The sequence below is a fragment of the Streptomyces misionensis genome (assembly GCF_007896895.1).
Classification (GTDB): Bacteria; Actinomycetota; Actinomycetes; order Streptomycetales; family Streptomycetaceae; genus Streptomyces; species Streptomyces misionensis_A.
This window is the reverse complement of the sequence record NZ_VOGW01000181.1, coordinates 1-18399: the sequence shown is the minus strand read 5'-3', so window position 1 is coordinate 18399 and position 18399 is coordinate 1. Positions and strand designations below refer to the sequence as shown.

5 protein-coding genes, 1 tRNA gene, 3 rRNA genes and 1 pseudogene are annotated in these 18399 nt (G+C 67.0%); 3 read left to right on the top strand and 7 right to left on the bottom strand.

Annotation, left to right across the window (positions count from 1 at the left end):
- Positions 1 to 211: 211 nt before the first annotated feature.
- Positions 212 to 5671 carry a HAMP domain-containing protein gene (locus tag FRZ03_RS30575; protein ID WP_146468335.1) on the bottom strand — a complete coding sequence of 1820 codons (5460 nt, stop codon included), beginning with the start codon at positions 5669 to 5671 and terminating at the stop codon, positions 212 to 214.
- A gap of 405 nt (positions 5672 to 6076) precedes the next feature.
- Here FRZ03_RS30575 and FRZ03_RS30565 point away from each other — a divergent pair, with 405 nt between their 5' ends.
- On the top strand, positions 6077 to 8839 hold the full coding sequence (locus FRZ03_RS30565; protein WP_146468334.1) for a SpoIIE family protein phosphatase: 2763 nt from the start codon (positions 6077 to 6079) through the stop codon (positions 8837 to 8839).
- Between the two features lie 47 nt (positions 8840 to 8886).
- Here the strand turns inward: FRZ03_RS30565 and FRZ03_RS30560 are convergent.
- From FRZ03_RS30560 to FRZ03_RS30540, 5 genes are all read right to left on the bottom strand, one after another.
- Positions 8887 to 8959 (bottom strand) — tRNA-Thr (locus tag FRZ03_RS30560).
- 84 nt (positions 8960 to 9043) lie between these two features.
- Positions 9044 to 9706, bottom strand: a complete 663-nt coding sequence (locus tag FRZ03_RS30555) for a DegT/DnrJ/EryC1/StrS family aminotransferase (protein WP_146468358.1) — start codon at positions 9704 to 9706, stop codon at positions 9044 to 9046.
- Positions 9707 to 9821: 115 nt separating this feature from the next.
- Positions 9822 to 9938 (bottom strand): 5S ribosomal RNA (rrf, locus tag FRZ03_RS30550).
- A gap of 72 nt (positions 9939 to 10010) precedes the next feature.
- Positions 10011 to 13132, bottom strand: a 23S ribosomal RNA gene (locus FRZ03_RS30545).
- A 305-nt stretch (positions 13133 to 13437) separates the two neighbouring features.
- Positions 13438 to 14962, bottom strand: a 16S ribosomal RNA gene (locus FRZ03_RS30540).
- The 16S, 23S and 5S rRNA genes sit together here, the layout of an rRNA operon.
- A 537-nt stretch (positions 14963 to 15499) precedes the next feature.
- Here FRZ03_RS30540 and FRZ03_RS30535 point away from each other — a divergent pair.
- Together FRZ03_RS30535 and ptsP are read left to right on the top strand one after the other, a co-directional pair.
- Entirely contained in the window at positions 15500 to 15949 is a 450-nt protein-coding gene (locus tag FRZ03_RS30535; RefSeq protein WP_146468333.1) for a PTS sugar transporter subunit IIA, read from the top strand.
- Between the two features lie 78 nt (positions 15950 to 16027).
- Complete coding sequence (ptsP, locus tag FRZ03_RS30530) at positions 16028 to 17698, top strand: phosphoenolpyruvate--protein phosphotransferase (protein ID WP_146468332.1); 1671 nt, start codon at positions 16028 to 16030, stop codon at positions 17696 to 17698.
- A gap of 99 nt (positions 17699 to 17797) precedes the next feature.
- Here ptsP and FRZ03_RS30525 read toward each other — a convergent pair.
- Positions 17798 to 18277 (bottom strand): annotated as a pseudogene (locus FRZ03_RS30525) (hypothetical protein); the annotation flags it as partial.
- Between the last annotated feature and the right edge of the window lie 122 nt (positions 18278 to 18399).

Genomic DNA, 18399 nt, shown 5'->3' with positions numbered 1-18399 from the left:
CGCCCGCCCTTGTGCCGGTCATCGTAGCCGCACCCCGCTCGTCGCCACACCCTGTCACCGCGATGTCACCGCGCACGTAGCGGAAACGCGGCGGGAACCCCGATGGTTCCCGGAATCCCACGTTCCCATACGTCCGCACCCACCATAGGGGGGCGGCTCCCCGTGCCCGCCGGGGGTTCCCCGGTGTTCACAGCACGGTCGGCCGATCCCGTCACTTCCCCCGCATCCACTGCTGGAGCACGCCCAGCAGATGGTCCGAATCGACCGGCTTGGTCACATAGTCGGAGGCGCCCGCCTCGATCGCCTTCTCCCGGTCGCCCTTCATCGCCTTCGCGGTCAGCGCGATGATCGGCAGCCCGGCGAACTGCGGCATCCTGCGGATCGCCGTCGTCGTCGCGTAGCCGTCCATCTCGGGCATCATGATGTCCATCAGGACGACCGCCACGTCGTCGTGCTGCTCCAGGACCTCGATGCCCTCCCGGCCGTTCTCGGCGTACAGCACCGAGAGGCCGTGCTGCTCCAGGACGCTGGTGAGCGCGAAGACATTGCGGATGTCGTCGTCGACGATCAGCACCTTCTGGCCGCCGAAGCGCACCCCGCGCGCGGACGGCGGCGCGCTGTCCTGCTCGGGCACCGCCGTCCACTGCTCGGCGCGCTGCTCGCCCTGCGGCAGGCTCCGCCGGCGGCGCCGGAACAGGGCCGCGGGACCGTTCTGCATCTCCAGGTACGACTTGACCTCGGCCGGCGTCTCGATCTCGGAGGCCGACAGCTGCGAGGACTGCTCCGCGTCCGAGGCGGCCAGGTCCCCGGCCTCCAGCGGGGCCACGGACTGCTGGTAGCCCTGCGGCGGCAGTTCGCTCGGGTGCAGCGGCAGGTACAGCGTGAACGTGGAGCCGCGGCCCGGTTCGCTCTGCGCGTGGATCTCACCGCCGAGCAGCTGCGCGATCTCCCGCGAGATGGACAGGCCGAGACCGGTGCCGCCGTACTTGCGGCTGGTCGTGCCGTCCGCCTGCTTGAACGCCTCGAAGATCACCCGCATCTTGCTGGCCGCGATGCCGATGCCGGTGTCCGTCACCGAGAAGGCGATCAGCTCGCCCTCCGGATCGGTCAGCGACCCGGCCTCCAGCAGCTGCTCCCGGATGTTCTGCGGCACGTCCGCGCCCGCCGGCCGGATGACCAGCTCCACCGACCCCGAGTCGGTGAACTTCACCGCGTTGGACAGCAGGTTGCGCAGCACCTGGAGCAGCCGCTGCTCGTCGGTGTGCAGGGTCGCGGGCAGCTCCGGGGAGACCCGCACCGACAGGTCCAGGCCCTTCTCCGCGGTCAGCGGCCGGAAGGTGGCCTCCACGTAGTCCACGAGCTGGACGAGCGCGATCCGGGTCGGCGAGACGTCCATCTTGCCCGCCTCGACCTTCGCCAGGTCCAGGATGTCGTTGATCAGCTGGAGCAGGTCGGACCCGGCTCCGTGGATGGTCTCGGCGAACTCGACCTGCTTGGGCGAGAGGTTGCCCTCGGCGTTGTCGGCGAGCAGCTTGGCCAGGATCAGCAGCGAGTTCAGCGGAGTGCGCAGCTCGTGCGACATGTTGGCCAGGAACTCGCTCTTGTAGCGCATCGACACCGCGAGCTGCTCGGCGCGCTCCTCCAGGACCTGCCGGGCCTCCTCGATCTCGGTGTTCTTCACCTCGATGTCCCGGTTCTGCCGGGCCAGCAGCTCGGCCTTCTCCTCCAGTTCGGCGTTGGAGGCCTGGAGCGCCTTCTGCCGGTTCTCCAACTCCGCCGAGCGCTCGCGCAGTTGCTCGGTCAGCTCCTGCGACTGCTTGAGCAGCTGCTCGGTCTTGGTGTTCACCGAGATGGTGTTGACGCTGGTCGCGATGACCTCGGCGATCTGGTTGAGGAAGTCCTTCTGGATCTGCGTGAACTTCGTGAACGAGGCCAGCTCGATCACGCCGAGCACCTTGTCCTCGAACAGCACCGGCAACACGATCACCTGGGCCGGCGGGGCCTCGCCGAGCCCGGAGGAGATCTTCAGATAGCCGTTCGGCGCGTCCGGGACCAGGATGGTGCGCTTCTCCTGGGCGGCCGTGCCGACCAGCGCCTCACCGGGCCGGAACGACGTCGGCATCGAGCCCATCGAATATCCGTACGAGCCGAGCATCCGCAGCTCGTAGTCGTTCTCGCCGTCACCGGCGGCCTTGCCCTCCACGAGCGGCATCGCCAGGAAGAACGCGCCGTGCTGCGCGGAGACCACCGGTGTCAGCTCGCTCATGATCAGCGACGCCACGTCCTGGAGGTCCCGGCGGCCCTGCATCAGCGCGGAGATGCGGGCCAGGTTGCCCTTGAGCCAGTCCTGCTCCTTGTTCGCGATCGTGGTGTCGCGCAGATTGGCGATCATCTTGTTGATGTAGTCCTGGAGTTCCTGGATCTCGCCGGACGCGTCGACGTCGATCTTCAGGTTCAGGTCGCCGCGGGTCACCGCGGTCGCCACCCGCGCGATGGCGCGCACCTGCCGGGTCAGGTTCCCGGCCATCTCGTTCACCGACTCCGTCAGGTCCCGCCAGGTGCCGTCCACGTCCCGCACCCGCGCCTGACCGCCGAGCTGGCCCTCGGTGCCCACCTCCCGGGCCACCCGCGTGACCTCCTCGGCGAAGCTGGACAGCTGATCCACCATGGTGTTGATCGTCGTCTTCAGCTCGAGGATCTCGCCGCGCGCGTCGATGTCGATCTTCTTGGTCAGGTCGCCCTTGGCGATGGCCGTGGTGACCATCGCGATGTTGCGCACCTGGCCGGTCAGATTGGACGCCATCTGGTTCACCGACTCGGTGAGGTCCTTCCAGGTGCCCGCCACGCCCGGCACGTGCGCCTGCCCGCCCAGGATGCCGTCCGTGCCCACCTCGCGGGCCACCTTGGTGACCTGGTCGGCGAACGAGCTCAGCGTCTTGACCATCGTGTTGATGGTGTCGGCGAGCTGCGCGACCTCACCGCGCGCCTCGATCGTCACCTGCCGCGTCAGATCGCCGTTGGCGACCGCCGCCGCCACCTGGGAGATGTTCCGCACCTGCATGGTCAGGTTGTTGGCCATCAGGTTGACGTTGTTGCTCAGGTCCTTCCAGATGCCCGTGACACCCGGGACGTGCGCCTGGCCGCCGAGGATCCCCTCGGTGCCCACCTCGCGCGCCACCCGGGTCACCTGCTCGGCGAAGCTGGAGAGCTGGTCGACCATGGTGTTGACCGTGGTGACCAGTTCCAGGATCTCGCCCTTGGCGTCGACGGTGATCTTCTTCGAGAGATCGCCCTTGGCCACCGCGGTCGTGACCTCGGCGATGTTGCGCACCTGGATCGTCAGGTTGTTCGCCATGAAGTTCACCGACTGCGTGAGGTCCTTCCAGGTGCCGGAGACCCCCTGCACCTCGGCCTGACCGCCGAGGATGCCCTCCGTACCCACCTCACGGGCCACCCTGGTGACCTCCTGGGCGAACGACGACAGCTGGTCCACCATCGTGTTCAGGGTGTTCTTCAGCTCCAGGATCTCCCCGCGGGCGTCCACGGTGATCTTCTGGGAGAGGTCACCGCGCGCCACCGCGGTGGCGACCTGCGCGATGTTGCGCACCTGGGCCGTCAGGTTGCCGGCCATGCCGTTCACGGAGTCCGTCAGGTCCCGCCACACACCGGCGACGCCGGGCACCTGCGCCTGACCGCCCAGCCGGCCCTCGGTGCCCACGTCCCGCGCCACCCGGGTCACCTGCTCGGCGAAGGCGGACAGCTGGTCGACCATCGTGTTGATCGTGTTCTTCAGCTCGAGGATCTCGCCCCGCGCGTCGACGTCGATCTTCTGCGACAGATCACCGTTGGCCACCGCCGTGGTCACCTGGGCGATGTTGCGCACCTGGGACGTGAGGTTCCCGGCCATGAAGTTGACGGAGTCCGTCAGCTCCTTCCAGGTGCCCGAGACGCCGTCCACCCGGGCCTGGCCGCCCAGCCGCCCCTCCGTGCCCACGTCCCGCGCCATCCGCGTCACCTGGTCGGCGAAGCTGGAGAGCTGGTCCACCATGGTGTTCACGGTGTTCTTCAGCTTGAGCATCTCGCCGGAGACGTCCACGGTGACCTTCTGCGACAGATCACCGTTGGCCACCGCCGTGGTCACCTGGGCGATGTTGCGCACCTGCCCGGTGAGGTTGCGGAACGCCGTGTTGACGGAGTCCGTCAGGTCCTTCCACGTACCTGCCGCGCCCGGCACCTGCGCCTGGCCGCCCAGCTCGCCCTCGACGCCGATCTCCCGCGCCACCCGCGTCACCTCGGCACCGAACGCGGACAGCTGGTCCACCATGCCGTTGACGGTGTTCTTCAGCTCCAGCATCTCGCCGGCCACGTCCACCGTGACCTTCTGCGACAGATCACCACTGGCCACCGCGGTCGTCACGGCGGCGATGTCCCGCACCTGCGTGGTCAGGTTCCGGAACACCGTGTTGACCGAGTCCGTCAGGTCCTTCCAGGTCCCCGCCGCGCCCGGCACGTTCGCCTGACCGCCGAGCCGGCCCTCCGCGCCGACCTCGTTGGCCACGCGCGTCACCTCGTCCGCGAAGATCCGCAGCGTCTCGGTCATCTGGTTGATCGTCTGGGCGAGCTGCGCCACCTCGCCGCGCGCCTGGACGGTCACCTTCTGCGACAGGTCGCCATTGGCGACGGCCGTGGTGACCTGCGAGATCCCACGCACCTGAGCGGTCAGGTTGCCCGCCATCGTGTTGACGGAGTCGGTCAGCTCCTTCCACACGCCGGCCACCTCGGGCACCTGCGCCCGGCCGCCGAGGATGCCCTCGGTGCCCACCTCGCGGGCCACCCGCGTGACCTCCGAGGAGAAGGCCGACAACTGGTCCACCATCGTGTTGACGGTGTTCTTCAGCTCCAGCATCTCGCCCGCGACGTGCACGGTCACCTTGCGTGACAGATCGCCCTTGGCGACCGCCGTCGTCACCAGGGCGATGTCCCGCACCTGTGCGGTGAGCCGGTCCGCCATGGTGTTGACGGACTCGGTCAGGTCCTTCCAGGAACCCGACATCCCGCGCACCCGGGCCTGACCGCCCAGCTTGCCCTCGGTGCCGACCTCGCTGGCCACCCGCGTGACCTCGTCCGTGAACGTCGACAACTGGTCGACCAGGTTGTTGACCGTGCGGCCGACCTTCAGGAACTCGCCCCGCAGCGGATGCCCGGTGCCGCCGTCCGGCGCCTGCGCCCGCAGCTCCATCCGCGGGGACAGATCGCCCTCCGCGACCGCCGTGAGCACCCGGCCGACCTCCGACACGGGTCGCACCAGATCGTCCACCAGCGCGTTCGAGTGGTCGATCGCCGTCGCCCAGGAGCCCTCGCAGGCCCCCGTCTCCAGCCGCTCCGTGAGCTTGCCCTCACGGCCCACCATCCGCCGCACCCGCGACAGCTCACCGGTCAGATGCAGATTGCGGTCGGCCACCTCGTTGAAGACCGCCGCGATCTCCGACATCACGCCGTCCCCGGACACCGTCAGCCGTTTACGGAAGTTCCCGTCGCGCATCGCCACGAGAGCCGCCAGCAGGCGGTTCAGGGCAGCGGTGTCCACCTCGGTGGTACCGCCGCTCCTGCCCAGGGACGGTCCGCCCTTCGCGCGCGTCTTCGTGCCACGCGTCGCTGCGCCAGACTCCACTGTGTCCCTCCCGGGGATCGACCCTTGCCGTATGCGGCCGCTTCGGCCCGGCACGCCCGTCATCGGCGTACCGGATACGTCCGCGTACCGGTTACTGCTGCGTATTTCTGCCAGACGAGATCCGGCCACACCAGGGGCTGCTGCCCGTCGTACACGGAAAACACGCGGTGCGACCCGACCTTCATCAGAAGCTTGCCCAGTGTTTCACCCTGCCCGAACCAGGCCATAACAGTTCGGCAGCTTCGCACATCGTTCGCACACCCTGGGGGGTAAACACCCGCGACCGGCATCCGCTCGGACCGCGAAGGTAAGTAACCTTGCATCCGGCTGTCCAGCCGCACCGGTCCCGACCGGCCTGGGCGGTGGCACGAGAACGAGCGGGCATCGGAGGGGCGGCCGCAGACCATGACCACCGGACTGATTCCCGGGGGACTTCCCCCGGAGCCGCGGCCTACCGACCCGCCGATGCCACAGCAGCAGCGGCACGACCCGGCCGGCCGGTCCGCCCCGCACGTCGACAACCGGCCGAGGAGTTCTGTGATCACCGCGCGCGCGGCCGCCAGTTTCGAGCCCGTCGGACGATCCGTGGCGACCGCCCGGGCCTTCGTCCGCGACACCCTCCAGGGCTGGGGCTTCGCCGACATCGCCGACGACGCCGTCGTCCTCACGAGCGAACTGGTGACCAACGCGGTCGTGCACGCCGGCACCCACGCCGAGGTGCTCTGCCTGCGCACCGACGACGGCGTGCGCATCGAGGTCTCCGACCACTACCCCGAGCGCGAGGTCCCGCTCCAGACCTCCGCCCACCCGATGGCCGGCCCGGACCGCGAGGGCGGCCGCGGCCTCCAGCTCTGCGCGGCCCTCGCCACCCGCTGGGGCGTCGACTACACCCCCACCCACAAGCACGTCTGGTTCCAGCTCAACCTGCCCGAACGACCGGTCGGCACCCGCACCGCGGGCCCCGCGCTCCCCGCCGACCTGCTCCCGCTGGCCGACGGCCGGGTCCGCGTCGCCGTCCTCCAGGTCGACCGCAAGGGCACCATCACCGCCTGGAACGAGGACGCGCAGGAACTCTTCGGCCACCCCGCCGCCGAGGCCATCGGCAGGCCCCTGACCGAACTCGCCGCCTGGCCGCACACCCCGGGCACCGGCACCGGCGTCGCCGAGGCCCTGCGGCTCTCCCGCTGGGAGGGCAGCTACGGCATCCGCGGCGCCGACGGCCGGGTCGTGCGGGTGTACGCCTCCCACCTCCGCGTGCGCGACACCGGCGGCGAGCCCTCCACCGTCTGCCTGCTGGTGCGCGACCACGAGCGCGCGGTGCTCCAGACGCCCGCGCGGGTCACGGCCGGCGACCAGAACACCGCGCAGGACGGCCAGAGCACCGACCCGTTCGAGGTGTTCATCGGCTCCCCCGCCCCGGACGACCTGGACGGACTGCTCCAGCGCACCGTGGAGCGCGCCCGCGACATGCTCGACGGCGACTCCGCGTTCCTGCTGCTGGCCACCGACGACGAGACCGAGCTGGAGGTCCGCGCCTCCACCGGGCTGCCCTCCGCCCGCCAGCGCTTCGCCCGCGTCCCCGTGGAGGCGGGCCCCGGCCGCTACGGCTCCGCGCGCATGCCCGCCGTCCACGACGACCTCAGTGCCGTCCCCGGCGCCGTCCCGCTGCTGACCGGCACCGGCATGCGCTCGGTCGTCACGGTCCCGCTGAAGGTCGAGGGCCGTCTCACCGGCTCCCTCGGTGTCGCGGCCGAGGCACCGGGCCGCTACTCGAACGAGGAGGCGCTGCGCCTCCAGTTCGCCGCCGACCGCATCGCCCTCGCCGTGGAGTCGGCCCGCCTCGGCGAGCTGGAACGGCTGCGCCGCGGCTCCCTGAGCTTCCTGGTCGAGGCGTCCGACCTGCTGGCCGGCACCCTGGACCGCGACCAGACCCTGGCCCTCATGGCCCAGATGACGGTCCCGACGCTGGCCACCTGGTGCGCGGTGTACACCATCGCCGACCAGGCCTCGGAGCCCTACCTGTCGTACGTCCTGCACGAGGACGAGGAACTCATCGACGGCATCAAGTCGTTGCTCTCCAAGGTCGCCCCGCCGGACCCGGTGCCCACGCCCGGCGCCCGCGTCTGGACCGTCCCGGGCGAGACCGCCCACCAGGCCGCCCTGCGCACGTCCATGCGCACCCTGGGCCTGGCCGGCGGGCCCACGCACCGGATCACCGGGGGCATCGGCCCGACCCTGGCGACGGCCTCCGCCGTCGGCGGTGAAACGGTCGTCCTGCCGCTGGTCGCCCGCAACCGGGTCATCGGCATGCTGGTCCTCGGCAAGCCCACCGACGAGCACTTCCGCCAGGAAATCCTGGAGCTGGCCGAGGACTTGTCCCGCCGGGCCGCCCTGGCCCTGGACAACGCCCGCCTGTACTCGGAGCGCACCGCCATCAGCCAGGCGCTCCAGCGCAGCCTGCTGCCGCCGGGCACCCCGGACATCGAAGGCGTCGAGGTGGAGGTCATCTACCGCGCGGCCGGCGAGGGCAACGAGGTGGGCGGCGACTTCTACGACCTCTTCCCCATCGGCAACGGCGCCTACGGCTTCGCCATCGGCGACGTCTGCGGTACGGGACCCAACGCTGCGGCGGTCACCGGTCTGGCCCGGCACGCCCTGCGCCTGCTGGCCCGCGAGGGCCTCAGCGGCCCAGCCGTCCTGGAGCGGCTGAACTCCGCCATCCTGGACGAGGGCGACCGCAGCCGCTTCCTGACGCTGCTCTACGGCGAGCTGCGCCCGCAAGAGGACGGCAGCGCCGAGCTGAAGGTGGTCTGCGCCGGCCATCCGCTCCCGCTCCGGCTGCGCCAGGACGGCACGGTGACGCCGGCCGCCGAACCCCAGCCGCTGCTGGGCGTGATCGAGGACCTGGAACTGTACGAGGAGACGGTCACCCTCGATCCCGGTGATGTGCTGCTCTGTGTCACGGACGGCGTCACCGAGCGCCGCGAGGGCACGCGGATGCTGGGCGACGACGGTCTCGCCGATGTCCTCACCACCTGCACGGGTCTGACGGCCGGTGCGGTCGCGGCCCGGATCATGCGCGCGGTGGAGCGCTTCGCTTCCGACGCCCCGTCGGACGACATGGCGATTCTGGCGATGCGGGTCCCGGGAATCCACAAGGACGCCTGAGGGCATACGAAAAGACCCCGCCCGGATGGGCGGGGTCTTTTTTGCGGAGCCCCCAAACGGAATCGAACCGTTGACCTTCTCCTTACCATGGAGACGCTCTGCCGACTGAGCTATAGGGGCCTGTCGTTTTCGAGGTTTCCCTCGCGGCGACAAGAAAACTGTACCCCGAAGTGGCCTGACTTCCCAAATTCGTTCGGCGGGCGGTCAGAAGGCGGGCTGGAGCAGTCCGCCGAGGGCGTTGCAGGCGGCGGCGATCCGCTGCATCTCACGCTTGGTCAGGGCGGCTTCGACGGGCAGCGCGAGCGTTTCGTCGGCGGCCAGCTCGGTCTGCGGCAGGGACACGCACCGCCGGAATTCCGGCAGCCGGTGCACGGGGGTCTGCACCGGCACCCGGCAGTCGACGCCCCTGGCCCGCAGGGCGCGTGCGAAGGCGTCCCGGTCCGGCCGGCCGTTGCCGGGGACCCGCACGACGTACTGCTGGTAGGTGTGCCCGTCCCCGCCGTCGGGGATGCGCACGCCTTTCAGCTTGGCGTCGAGGTAGGCGGCCCGCTCCCGCCGCCGCGCCGTCTCGTCGTACGGCGCCTCGGACTCCCCATGCTCCAGGACCAGCAGCCGGCGCCGCTGTCCGAGGGCGTGCATCCGCCCGACGTCGGCCCGCCGTCCGAAGCGGTGGACGACAACGACGGCCGCGGTGCGGGGAGTTACGGCCGCTTCCACCGCCGCCGGGTCGAGGCAGTAGGTGACGGGGTCTATGTCGGCGAACACCGGGAGCGCGCCGGCCAGGGTGACGGCCTCGGCGACCTCGACGTTCCCGAAGGCCGGTACGACGACCTCGTCACCGGCTCCGACGCCGGCCGCCCTGAGCATTTCGGAGGTTCCCATGTGAGGGATGCTGGGCGCGCAACGTGAACGACACGTTACACACAACAGAAAAAGGCCGGACCCCGAACCGAAGTTCAGGATCCGACCTTTTCTAAAAGGAGTTCGGCGGCGTCCTACTCTCCCACAGGGTCCCCCCTGCAGTACCATCGGCGCTGTGAGGCTTAGCTTCCGGGTTCGGAATGTAACCGGGCGTTTCCCTCACGCTATAACCACCGAAACACTATGAAACTGACAACCAGCACAATGGTTGTTCGTGGTTTCAGAACCAACACAGTGGACGCGAGCAACTGAGGACAAGCCCTCGGCCTATTAGTACCGGTCACCTCCACCAGTTACCTGGCTTCCAGATCCGGCCTATCAACCCAGTCGTCTACTGGGAGCCTTACCCCATCAAGTGGGTGGGAGTCCTCATCTCGAAGCAGGCTTCCCGCTTAGATGCTTTCAGCGGTTATCCCTCCCGAACGTAGCCAACCAGCCATGCCCTTGGCAGAACAACTGGCACACCAGAGGTTCGTCCGTCCCGGTCCTCTCGTACTAGGGACAGCCCTTCTCAAGACTCCTACGCGCACAGCGGATAGGGACCGAACTGTCTCACGACGTTCTAAACCCAGCTCGCGTACCGCTTTAATGGGCGAACAGCCCAACCCTTGGGACCGACTCCAGCCCCAGGATGCGACGAGCCGACATCGAGGTGCCAAACCATCCCGTCGATATGGACTCTTGGGGAAGATCAGCCTGTTATCCCCGGGGTACCTTTTATCCGTTGAGCGACGGCGCTTCCACAAGCCACCGCCGGATCACTAGTCCCGACTTTCGTCCCTGCTCGACCCGTCGGTCTCACAGTCAAGCTCCCTTGTGCACTTACACTCAACACCTGATTGCCAACCAGGCTGAGGGAACCTTTGGGCGCCTCCGTTACCCTTTAGGAGGCAACCGCCCCAGTTAAACTACCCATCAGACACTGTCCCTGATCCGGATCACGGACCCAGGTTAGACATCCAGCACGACCAGACTGGTATTTCAACGACGACTCCACAACCACTGGCGTGGCCGCTTCAAAGTCTCCCAGCTATCCTACACAAGCCGAACCGAACACCAATATCAAACTGTAGTAAAGGTCCCGGGGTCTTTCCGTCCTGCTGCGCGAAACGAGCATCTTTACTCGTAGTGCAATTTCACCGGGCCTATGGTTGAGACAGTCGAGAAGTCGTTACGCCATTCGTGCAGGTCGGAACTTACCCGACAAGGAATTTCGCTACCTTAGGATGGTTATAGTTACCACCGCCGTTTACTGGCGCTTAAGTTCTCAGCTTCGCCCCACCGAAGTGAAGCTAACCGGTCCCCTTAACGTTCCAGCACCGGGCAGGCGTCAGTCCGTATACATCGCCTTACGGCTTCGCACGGACCTGTGTTTTTAGTAAACAGTCGCTTCTCGCTGGTCTCTGCGGCCACCCCCAGCTCAGACCGTAAAGATCATCACCAGGTGTGGCCCCCCTTCTCCCGAAGTTACGGGGGCATTTTGCCGAGTTCCTTAACCATAGTTCACCCGAACGCCTCGGTATTCTCTACCTGACCACCTGAGTCGGTTTAGGGTACGGGCCGCCATGAAACTCGCTAGAGGCTTTTCTCGACAGCATAGGATCATCCACTTCACCACAATCGGCTCGGCATCAGGTCTCACCCTGCATGAGTGGCGGATTTACCTACCACTCGGGCTACACCCTTACCCCGGGACAACCACCGCCCGGGATGGACTACCTTCCTGCGTCACCCCATCACTCACCTACTAACCGCTTGGTTCAGCGGCTCCACCACTCCCCTTTGCCCGAAGGCTCCAGGGCGGCTTCACGGCCTTAGCATCACGATGCTCGATGTTTGACGCTTCACAGCGGGTACCGGAATATCAACCGGTTATCCATCGACTACGCCTGTCGGCCTCGCCTTAGGTCCCGACTTACCCTGGGCAGATCAGCTTGACCCAGGAACCCTTAGTCAATCGGCGCACACGTTTCTCACGTGTGAATCGCTACTCATGCCTGCATTCTCACTCGTCAACCGTCCACAACTACCTTCCGGTGCTGCTTCACCCGGCAGACGACGCTCCCCTACCCATCACAACAGGCGTTGGCCCTTATGCTGCAATGACACGACTTCGGCGGTACGCTTGAGCCCCGCTACATTGTCGGCGCGGAATCACTAGACCAGTGAGCTATTACGCACTCTTTCAAGGGTGGCTGCTTCTAAGCCAACCTCCTGGTTGTCTGTGCGACTCCACATCCTTTCCCACTTAGCGTACGCTTAGGGGCCTTAGTCGATGCTCTGGGCTGTTTCCCTCTCGACCATGGAGCTTATCCCCCACAGTCTCACTGCCGCGCTCTCACTTACCGGCATTCGGAGTTTGGCTAAGGTCAGTAACCCGGTAGGGCCCATCGCCTATCCAGTGCTCTACCTCCGGCAAGAAACACACGACGCTGCACCTAAATGCATTTCGGGGAGAACCAGCTATCACGGAGTTTGATTGGCCTTTCACCCCTAACCACAGGTCATCCCCCAGGTTTTCAACCCTGGTGGGTTCGGTCCTCCACGAAGTCTTACCTCCGCTTCAACCTGCCCATGGCTAGATCACTCCGCTTCGGGTCTTGAGCGTGCTACTAAAATCGCCCTATTCGGACTCGCTTTCGCTACGGCTTCCCCACCCGGGTTAACCTCGCAACACACCGCAAACTCGCAGGCTCATTCTTCAAAAGGCACGCAGTCACGAGAACAGAGCAAGCTCCATTCCGACGCTCCCACGGCTTGTAGGCACACGGTTTCAGGTACTATTTCACTCCCCTCCCGGGGTACTTTTCACCATTCCCTCACGGTACTATCCGCTATCGGTCACCAGGGAATATTTAGGCTTAGCGGGTGGTCCCGCCAGATTCACACGGGATTTCTCGGGCCCCGTGCTACTTGGGTGTCTCTCAAGCAAGCCGCTGACATTTCGACTACGGGGGTCTTACCCTCTACGCCGGACCTTTCGCATGTCCTTCGTCTACATCAACGGTTTCTGACTCGCCCTACGGCCGGCAGACCGCAGAAGAGAGATCCCACAACCCCGCACACGCAACCCCTGCCGGGTCTCACACGCATACGGTTTGGCCTCATCCGGTTTCGCTCGCCACTACTCCCGGAATCACGGTTGTTTTCTCTTCCTGAGGGTACTGAGATGTTTCACTTCCCCTCGTTCCCTCCACTTGCCCTATGTGTTCAGGCAAGGGTGACAGCCCATGACGACTGCCGGGTTTCCCCATTCGGAAACCCCCGGATCAAAGCCTGGTTGACGACTCCCCGGGGACTATCGCGGCCTCCCACGTCCTTCATCGGTTCCTGGTGCCAAGGCATCCACCGTGCGCCCTTAAAAACTTGGCCACAGATGCTCGCGTCCACTGTGCAGTTCTCAAACAACGACCAGCCACCCATCACCCCGAACCCAAAGGTCCGAGTGCACTGGGGCCGGCGACTGAGGAGAAGTTCATTCCCTCAGACACCCAACAGCGTGCCCGACACGACCAGCCAACCAGATCAGCGTTCCACGCCCCGAAGAGCAGTACTAGCGCCTGGTCCATCCTGGACCGTGCCGAGTAGTCAACGTTCCACCCATGAGCAACCAGCATCAGACATTCGCTGATGTACTGGCCTCTGACCGGGCAAGCCCGGTAAGAAGTGCTCCTTAGAAAGGAGGTGATCCAGCCGCACCTTCCGGTACGGCTACCTTGTTACGACTTCGTCCCAATCGCCAGTCCCACCTTCGACAGCTCCCTCCCACAAGGGGTTGGGCCACCGGCTTCGGGTGTTACCGACTTTCGTGACGTGACGGGCGGTGTGTACAAGGCCCGGGAACGTATTCACCGCAGCAATGCTGATCTGCGATTACTAGCGACTCCGACTTCATGGGGTCGAGTTGCAGACCCCAATCCGAACTGAGACCGGCTTTTTGAGATTCGCTCCACCTCACGGTATCGCAGCTCATTGTACCGGCCATTGTAGCACGTGTGCAGCCCAAGACATAAGGGGCATGATGACTTGACGTCGTCCCCACCTTCCTCCGAGTTGACCCCGGCGGTCTCCCGTGAGTCCCCAGCACCACAAGGGCCTGCTGGCAACACGGGACAAGGGTTGCGCTCGTTGCGGGACTTAACCCAACATCTCACGACACGAGCTGACGACAGCCATGCACCACCTGTACACCGACCACAAGGGGGGCACTATCTCTAATGCTTTCCGGTGTATGTCAAGCCTTGGTAAGGTTCTTCGCGTTGCGTCGAATTAAGCCACATGCTCCGCCGCTTGTGCGGGCCCCCGTCAATTCCTTTGAGTTTTAGCCTTGCGGCCGTACTCCCCAGGCGGGGCACTTAATGCGTTAGCTGCGGCACGGACAACGTGGAATGTTGCCCACACCTAGTGCCCACCGTTTACGGCGTGGACTACCAGGGTATCTAATCCTGTTCGCTCCCCACGCTTTCGCTCCTCAGCGTCAGTATCGGCCCAGAGATCCGCCTTCGCCACCGGTGTTCCTCCTGATATCTGCGCATTTCACCGCTACACCAGGAATTCCGATCTCCCCTACCGAACTCTAGCCTGCCCGTATCGACTGCAGACCCGGGGTTAAGCCCCGGGCTTTCACAACCGACGTGACAAGCCGCCTACGAGCTCTTTACGCCCAATAATTCCGGACAACGCTTGCGCCCTACGTATTACCGCGGCTGCTGGCACGTAGTTAGCCGGCGCTTCTTCTGCAGGTACCGTCACTTTCGCTTCTTCCCTGCTGAAAGAGGTTTACAACCCGAAGGCCGTCATCCCTCACGCGGCGTCGCTGCATCAGGCTTTCGCCCATTGTGCAATATTCCCCACTGCTGCCTCCCGTAGGAGTCTGGGCCGTGTCTCAGTCCCAGTGTGGCCGGTCGCCCTCTCAGGCCGGCTACCCGTCGTCGCCTTGGTGAGCCATTACCTCACCAACAAGCTGATAGGCCGCGGGCTCATCCTGCACCGCCGGAGCTTTACACCATCAAGGATGCCCAAGATGGTCATATCCGGTATTAGACCCCGTTTCCAGGGCTTGTCCCAGAGTGCAGGGCAGATTGCCCACGTGTTACTCACCCGTTCGCCACTAATCCACCCCGAAGGGCTTCATCGTTCGACTTGCATGTGTTAAGCACGCCGCCAGCGTTCGTCCTGAGCCAGGATCAAACTCTCCGTGAATGTTTACTCGGCCGAAAAACATTTCAGCCGGTGACACATCACGAGAGCGGAACGATCGGAGGAATAGTCCGATCGTTCACAGCGTCCTCGCTGTGTTTTTTCAAAGGAACCTCGACCATCGGTGATCCGATGGACGGGGTATCAACATATCTGGCGTTGACTTTTGGCACGCTGTTGAGTTCTCAAGGAACGGTCGCTTCCTTTGTACTCACCCTCTCGGGCTTTCCTCCGGGCGCTTCCCTTCGACGTTTCAAACTCTATCAGGCTTTTTCCGTCTCTCTGACCACTCTCCTGCGGGCATGCAGAAGAAGATCCAGAGTTAGGATCCGACGAGTTTGGTTTCTGTCGGGCGACGGCACTTCCGCGCCGCTCCGTCCCGAGCAGGAGTACGACTGTACACGCGGCCCCGAAGAGGGTGCAAATCCAGTAGGTTGGTGGTCTAGACCACTAGCTGCTAGCTTTCATCCGGAACCGCCACTTCACATGACATACCCTGCTGCTCAGGCTCGCGAGCAGCTCCACTTCTGGGAGGCTCCCATGACCACCGTGACGTCCCCTCTCGCCGGACGCGCCATCGGGCTGGCCGCAGTGCCGGACCCGGTCTTCGCCGGGGCGATGGTCGGACCCGGTACCGCGATCGACCCGGCGCGGGAGCCCTCCGAGGCCGTGTCGCCCGTGGCCGGTGTGATCGTTTCCCTGCACCCGCACGCCTTCGTCGTGGTCGACGACGAGGGGCACGGCGTGCTCACCCACCTTGGTATCGACACGGTGCAGCTCAACGGTGAGGGCTTCGAGCTGCTCGTCAGCAAGGGCGACACCGTGACCCGGGGGCAGGCCGTCGTGCGCTGGAACCCCGCGGCCGTCGAGGAGGCCGGCAAGTCCCCGGTCTGCCCCGTCGTCGCGTTGGAGGCCACGGCCGACGCTCTCTCCGGTCTCCGTGAGAGCGGTGACGTGAAGGCCGGCGACAGCCTCTTCTCCTGGAACTGACGGCAGTGCCGTCATGAGGACGGCGAACAGGACGACCACCGCGGCGGGGGGCCGCCGCACTATCCGGAGACGGGTGAGATGGAGACAACGCTGCGAGGCGTCGGTGTGAGCCATGGCGTGGCGATCGGCGAGGTCCGGCACATGGGCACGGCGGTGCTGGAGCCGCCGGCCAAGCAGATTCCCGCGCAGGAGGCGGGCCGGGAGCAGGGCCGCGCCCGGCAGGCGGTGGACGCGGTGGCCGCCGATCTGATGGCGCGCGGCAACCTGGCGGGGGGCGAGGCCCAGGCGGTGCTCGAAGCGCAGGCCATGATGGCCCAGGATCCCGAGCTGATGGCGGACGTGGAGCGGCGGATCGCCGTCGGCAGCACCGCCGAGCGCGCGGTGTACGACGCGTTCGCGGCGTACCGGGAGCTGCTGGCCGGAGCGGGTGAGTATCTCGCCGGGCGGGTGGCCGACCTGGATGACGTGCGGAACCGTATCGTCGCCCGGCTGCTGGGCGTGCCCATGCCGGGTGTGCCGGACAGCGACCACCCCTATGTCCTGGTGGCGCGGGACCTGGCACCCGCCGACACGGCGCTGCTCGATCCTTCTCTGGTGCTCGGCTTCGTGACCGAGGAGGGCGGGCCGACCAGTCACAGCGCGATCCTGGCCCGGGCGCTCGGCGTGCCGGCCGTGGTGGCGCTGCCCGGTGCGGTCGAGCTGGCCGAGGGCACGGTCGTCGCGGTGGACGGCAGCAGCGGGGACGTATTCGTGAATCCGAGCGAGGAGAACAAGGAGCGGCTGGCGGCCGAGGCCGCGGAGCGCAGGGCCGCGCTGGCCGCCTCGTCCGGGCCGGGTGCGACGGCGGACGGCCACCAGGTGCCGCTGCTGGCCAACGTGGGCGGGCCCGCGGATGTGCCGGCGGCCGTGGCGGCCGGGGCCGAGGGCGTCGGTCTGTTCCGTACCGAGTTCCTGTTCCTGGACGACAGTGAGCGTGCTCCTTCCGAGGAGAAGCAGGTCGCGGCCTACCGGCAGGTGCTGGAGGCGTTCCCCGAGGGCCGGGTCGTGGTGCGCGTGCTGGACGCGGGTGCGGACAAACCCCTGGCGTTCCTGACCCCGGCGGACGAGCCGAATCCGGCGCTGGGCGTGCGTGGTCTGCGGACGCTGCTGGACCATCCCGAGGTGCTGCGCACCCAGCTGACCGCGCTGGCCAAGGCCGCGGAGGGGCTGCCCGTCCACCTTGAGGTGATGGCGCCCATGGTGGCGGACCGCGCGGACGCGAGGGCGTTCGCGGACGCCTGCCGGGAGGCGGGGCTGCGGGCGAAGTTCGGGGCCATGGTGGAGATCCCGTCGGCCGCGCTGCGGGCGCGTTCGATCCTCCAGGAGGTCGAGTTCCTGTCGCTGGGGACCAACGACCTCGCGCAGTACACGTTCGCGGCGGACCGGCAGGTGGGTGCGGTGTCGCGCTTGCAGGACCCGTGGCAGCCCGCGCTGCTGGACCTGGTGGCGCTGTCCGCGGAGGCGGCCCGGGCCGAGGGCAAGAGCTGCGGTGTGTGCGGTGAGGCGGCGTCCGATCCGTTGCTGGCGTGTGTGCTGACCGGTCTGGGTGTCACCTCCTTGTCCATGGGTGCGGCGTCGATTCCCTATGTCCGTGCGGCACTGGCGAAGTACACGCTGGCGCAGTGCGAGCGGGCCGCGGCGGCGGCGCGTGCGGCGGACAGTGCCGAGGAGGCGCGCAACGCGGCTCAGGGTGTGCTGTCCGGCGAGTAGCCGGGCGTGTGGTCGTACCGGTGCCGGGTGAGCCGGGTGCCGGGTGTGCGGGGGCGTCCCGCCTTCGGGCGGGGCGCCCCTGTCGTGTCGGGTGCCGGGTCAGTGGCGGTGGTCGTCGGTTCCGCTCTCCTCGCCGAGATCGGGGGGTGCGCAGTAGTCGACGCCGGGCTCCGGGGCGATGAGGTCGCCGGTCTCGGCGTCGGTGCAGTAGGCGTCGAACACCTCGGCGGCGGTGAGCGGTTCGAGGGCGCCGGCGCGCAGCCGCCAGCCGTGGACGCGGTCGGTGATGCCGGGGGCGCTGGTGCGCAGGACCAGTCCGCCGGGGCTGCGGGTGGCGAGGCCCAGGGCGAGGACGCTGGTGAACTCCAGGGCCTCGGCCTCGTCAAGCCGGGTGGCGCCGTGGGTGTCCTGGTCGCCGTGGAGGACCGAGACCAGGGTGTCCGGTGGTCCGGTGACGGTGCAGACGAGGTGCCGGTCCCCGGGTGGTGCGGTGTCGAGGATGCGGACCAGGAGGTCGGAGGCGCGGGTGAAGGCGGCGCGGCCGATGTCCTCTCCGCAGGTGGGGCAGGGGCCGAGGCGCCCGTGCCCGGCTGCCCCCCCCCCCCCCCCCCCCCCCCCGCCCCGCCCCCCCCCCCCCCCCCCCCCCGCACCCCCCCCCCCCCCCCCCCCCACCCCCCCCCCCCCCGCCCCCCCCCCCCCCC

Coding starts and splice junctions, on each gene's coding strand:
- FRZ03_RS30565 (WP_146468334.1), top strand. CDS start 6,077: ATGACCACCGGACTGATTCCCGGGGGACTTCCCCCGGAGCCGCGGCCT.
- FRZ03_RS30555 (WP_146468358.1), bottom strand. CDS start 9,706: ATGCTCAGGGCGGCCGGCGTCGGAGCCGGTGACGAGGTCGTCGTACCG.
- ptsP (WP_146468332.1), top strand. CDS start 16,028: ATGGAGACAACGCTGCGAGGCGTCGGTGTGAGCCATGGCGTGGCGATC.
- FRZ03_RS30535 (WP_146468333.1), top strand. CDS start 15,500: ATGACCACCGTGACGTCCCCTCTCGCCGGACGCGCCATCGGGCTGGCC.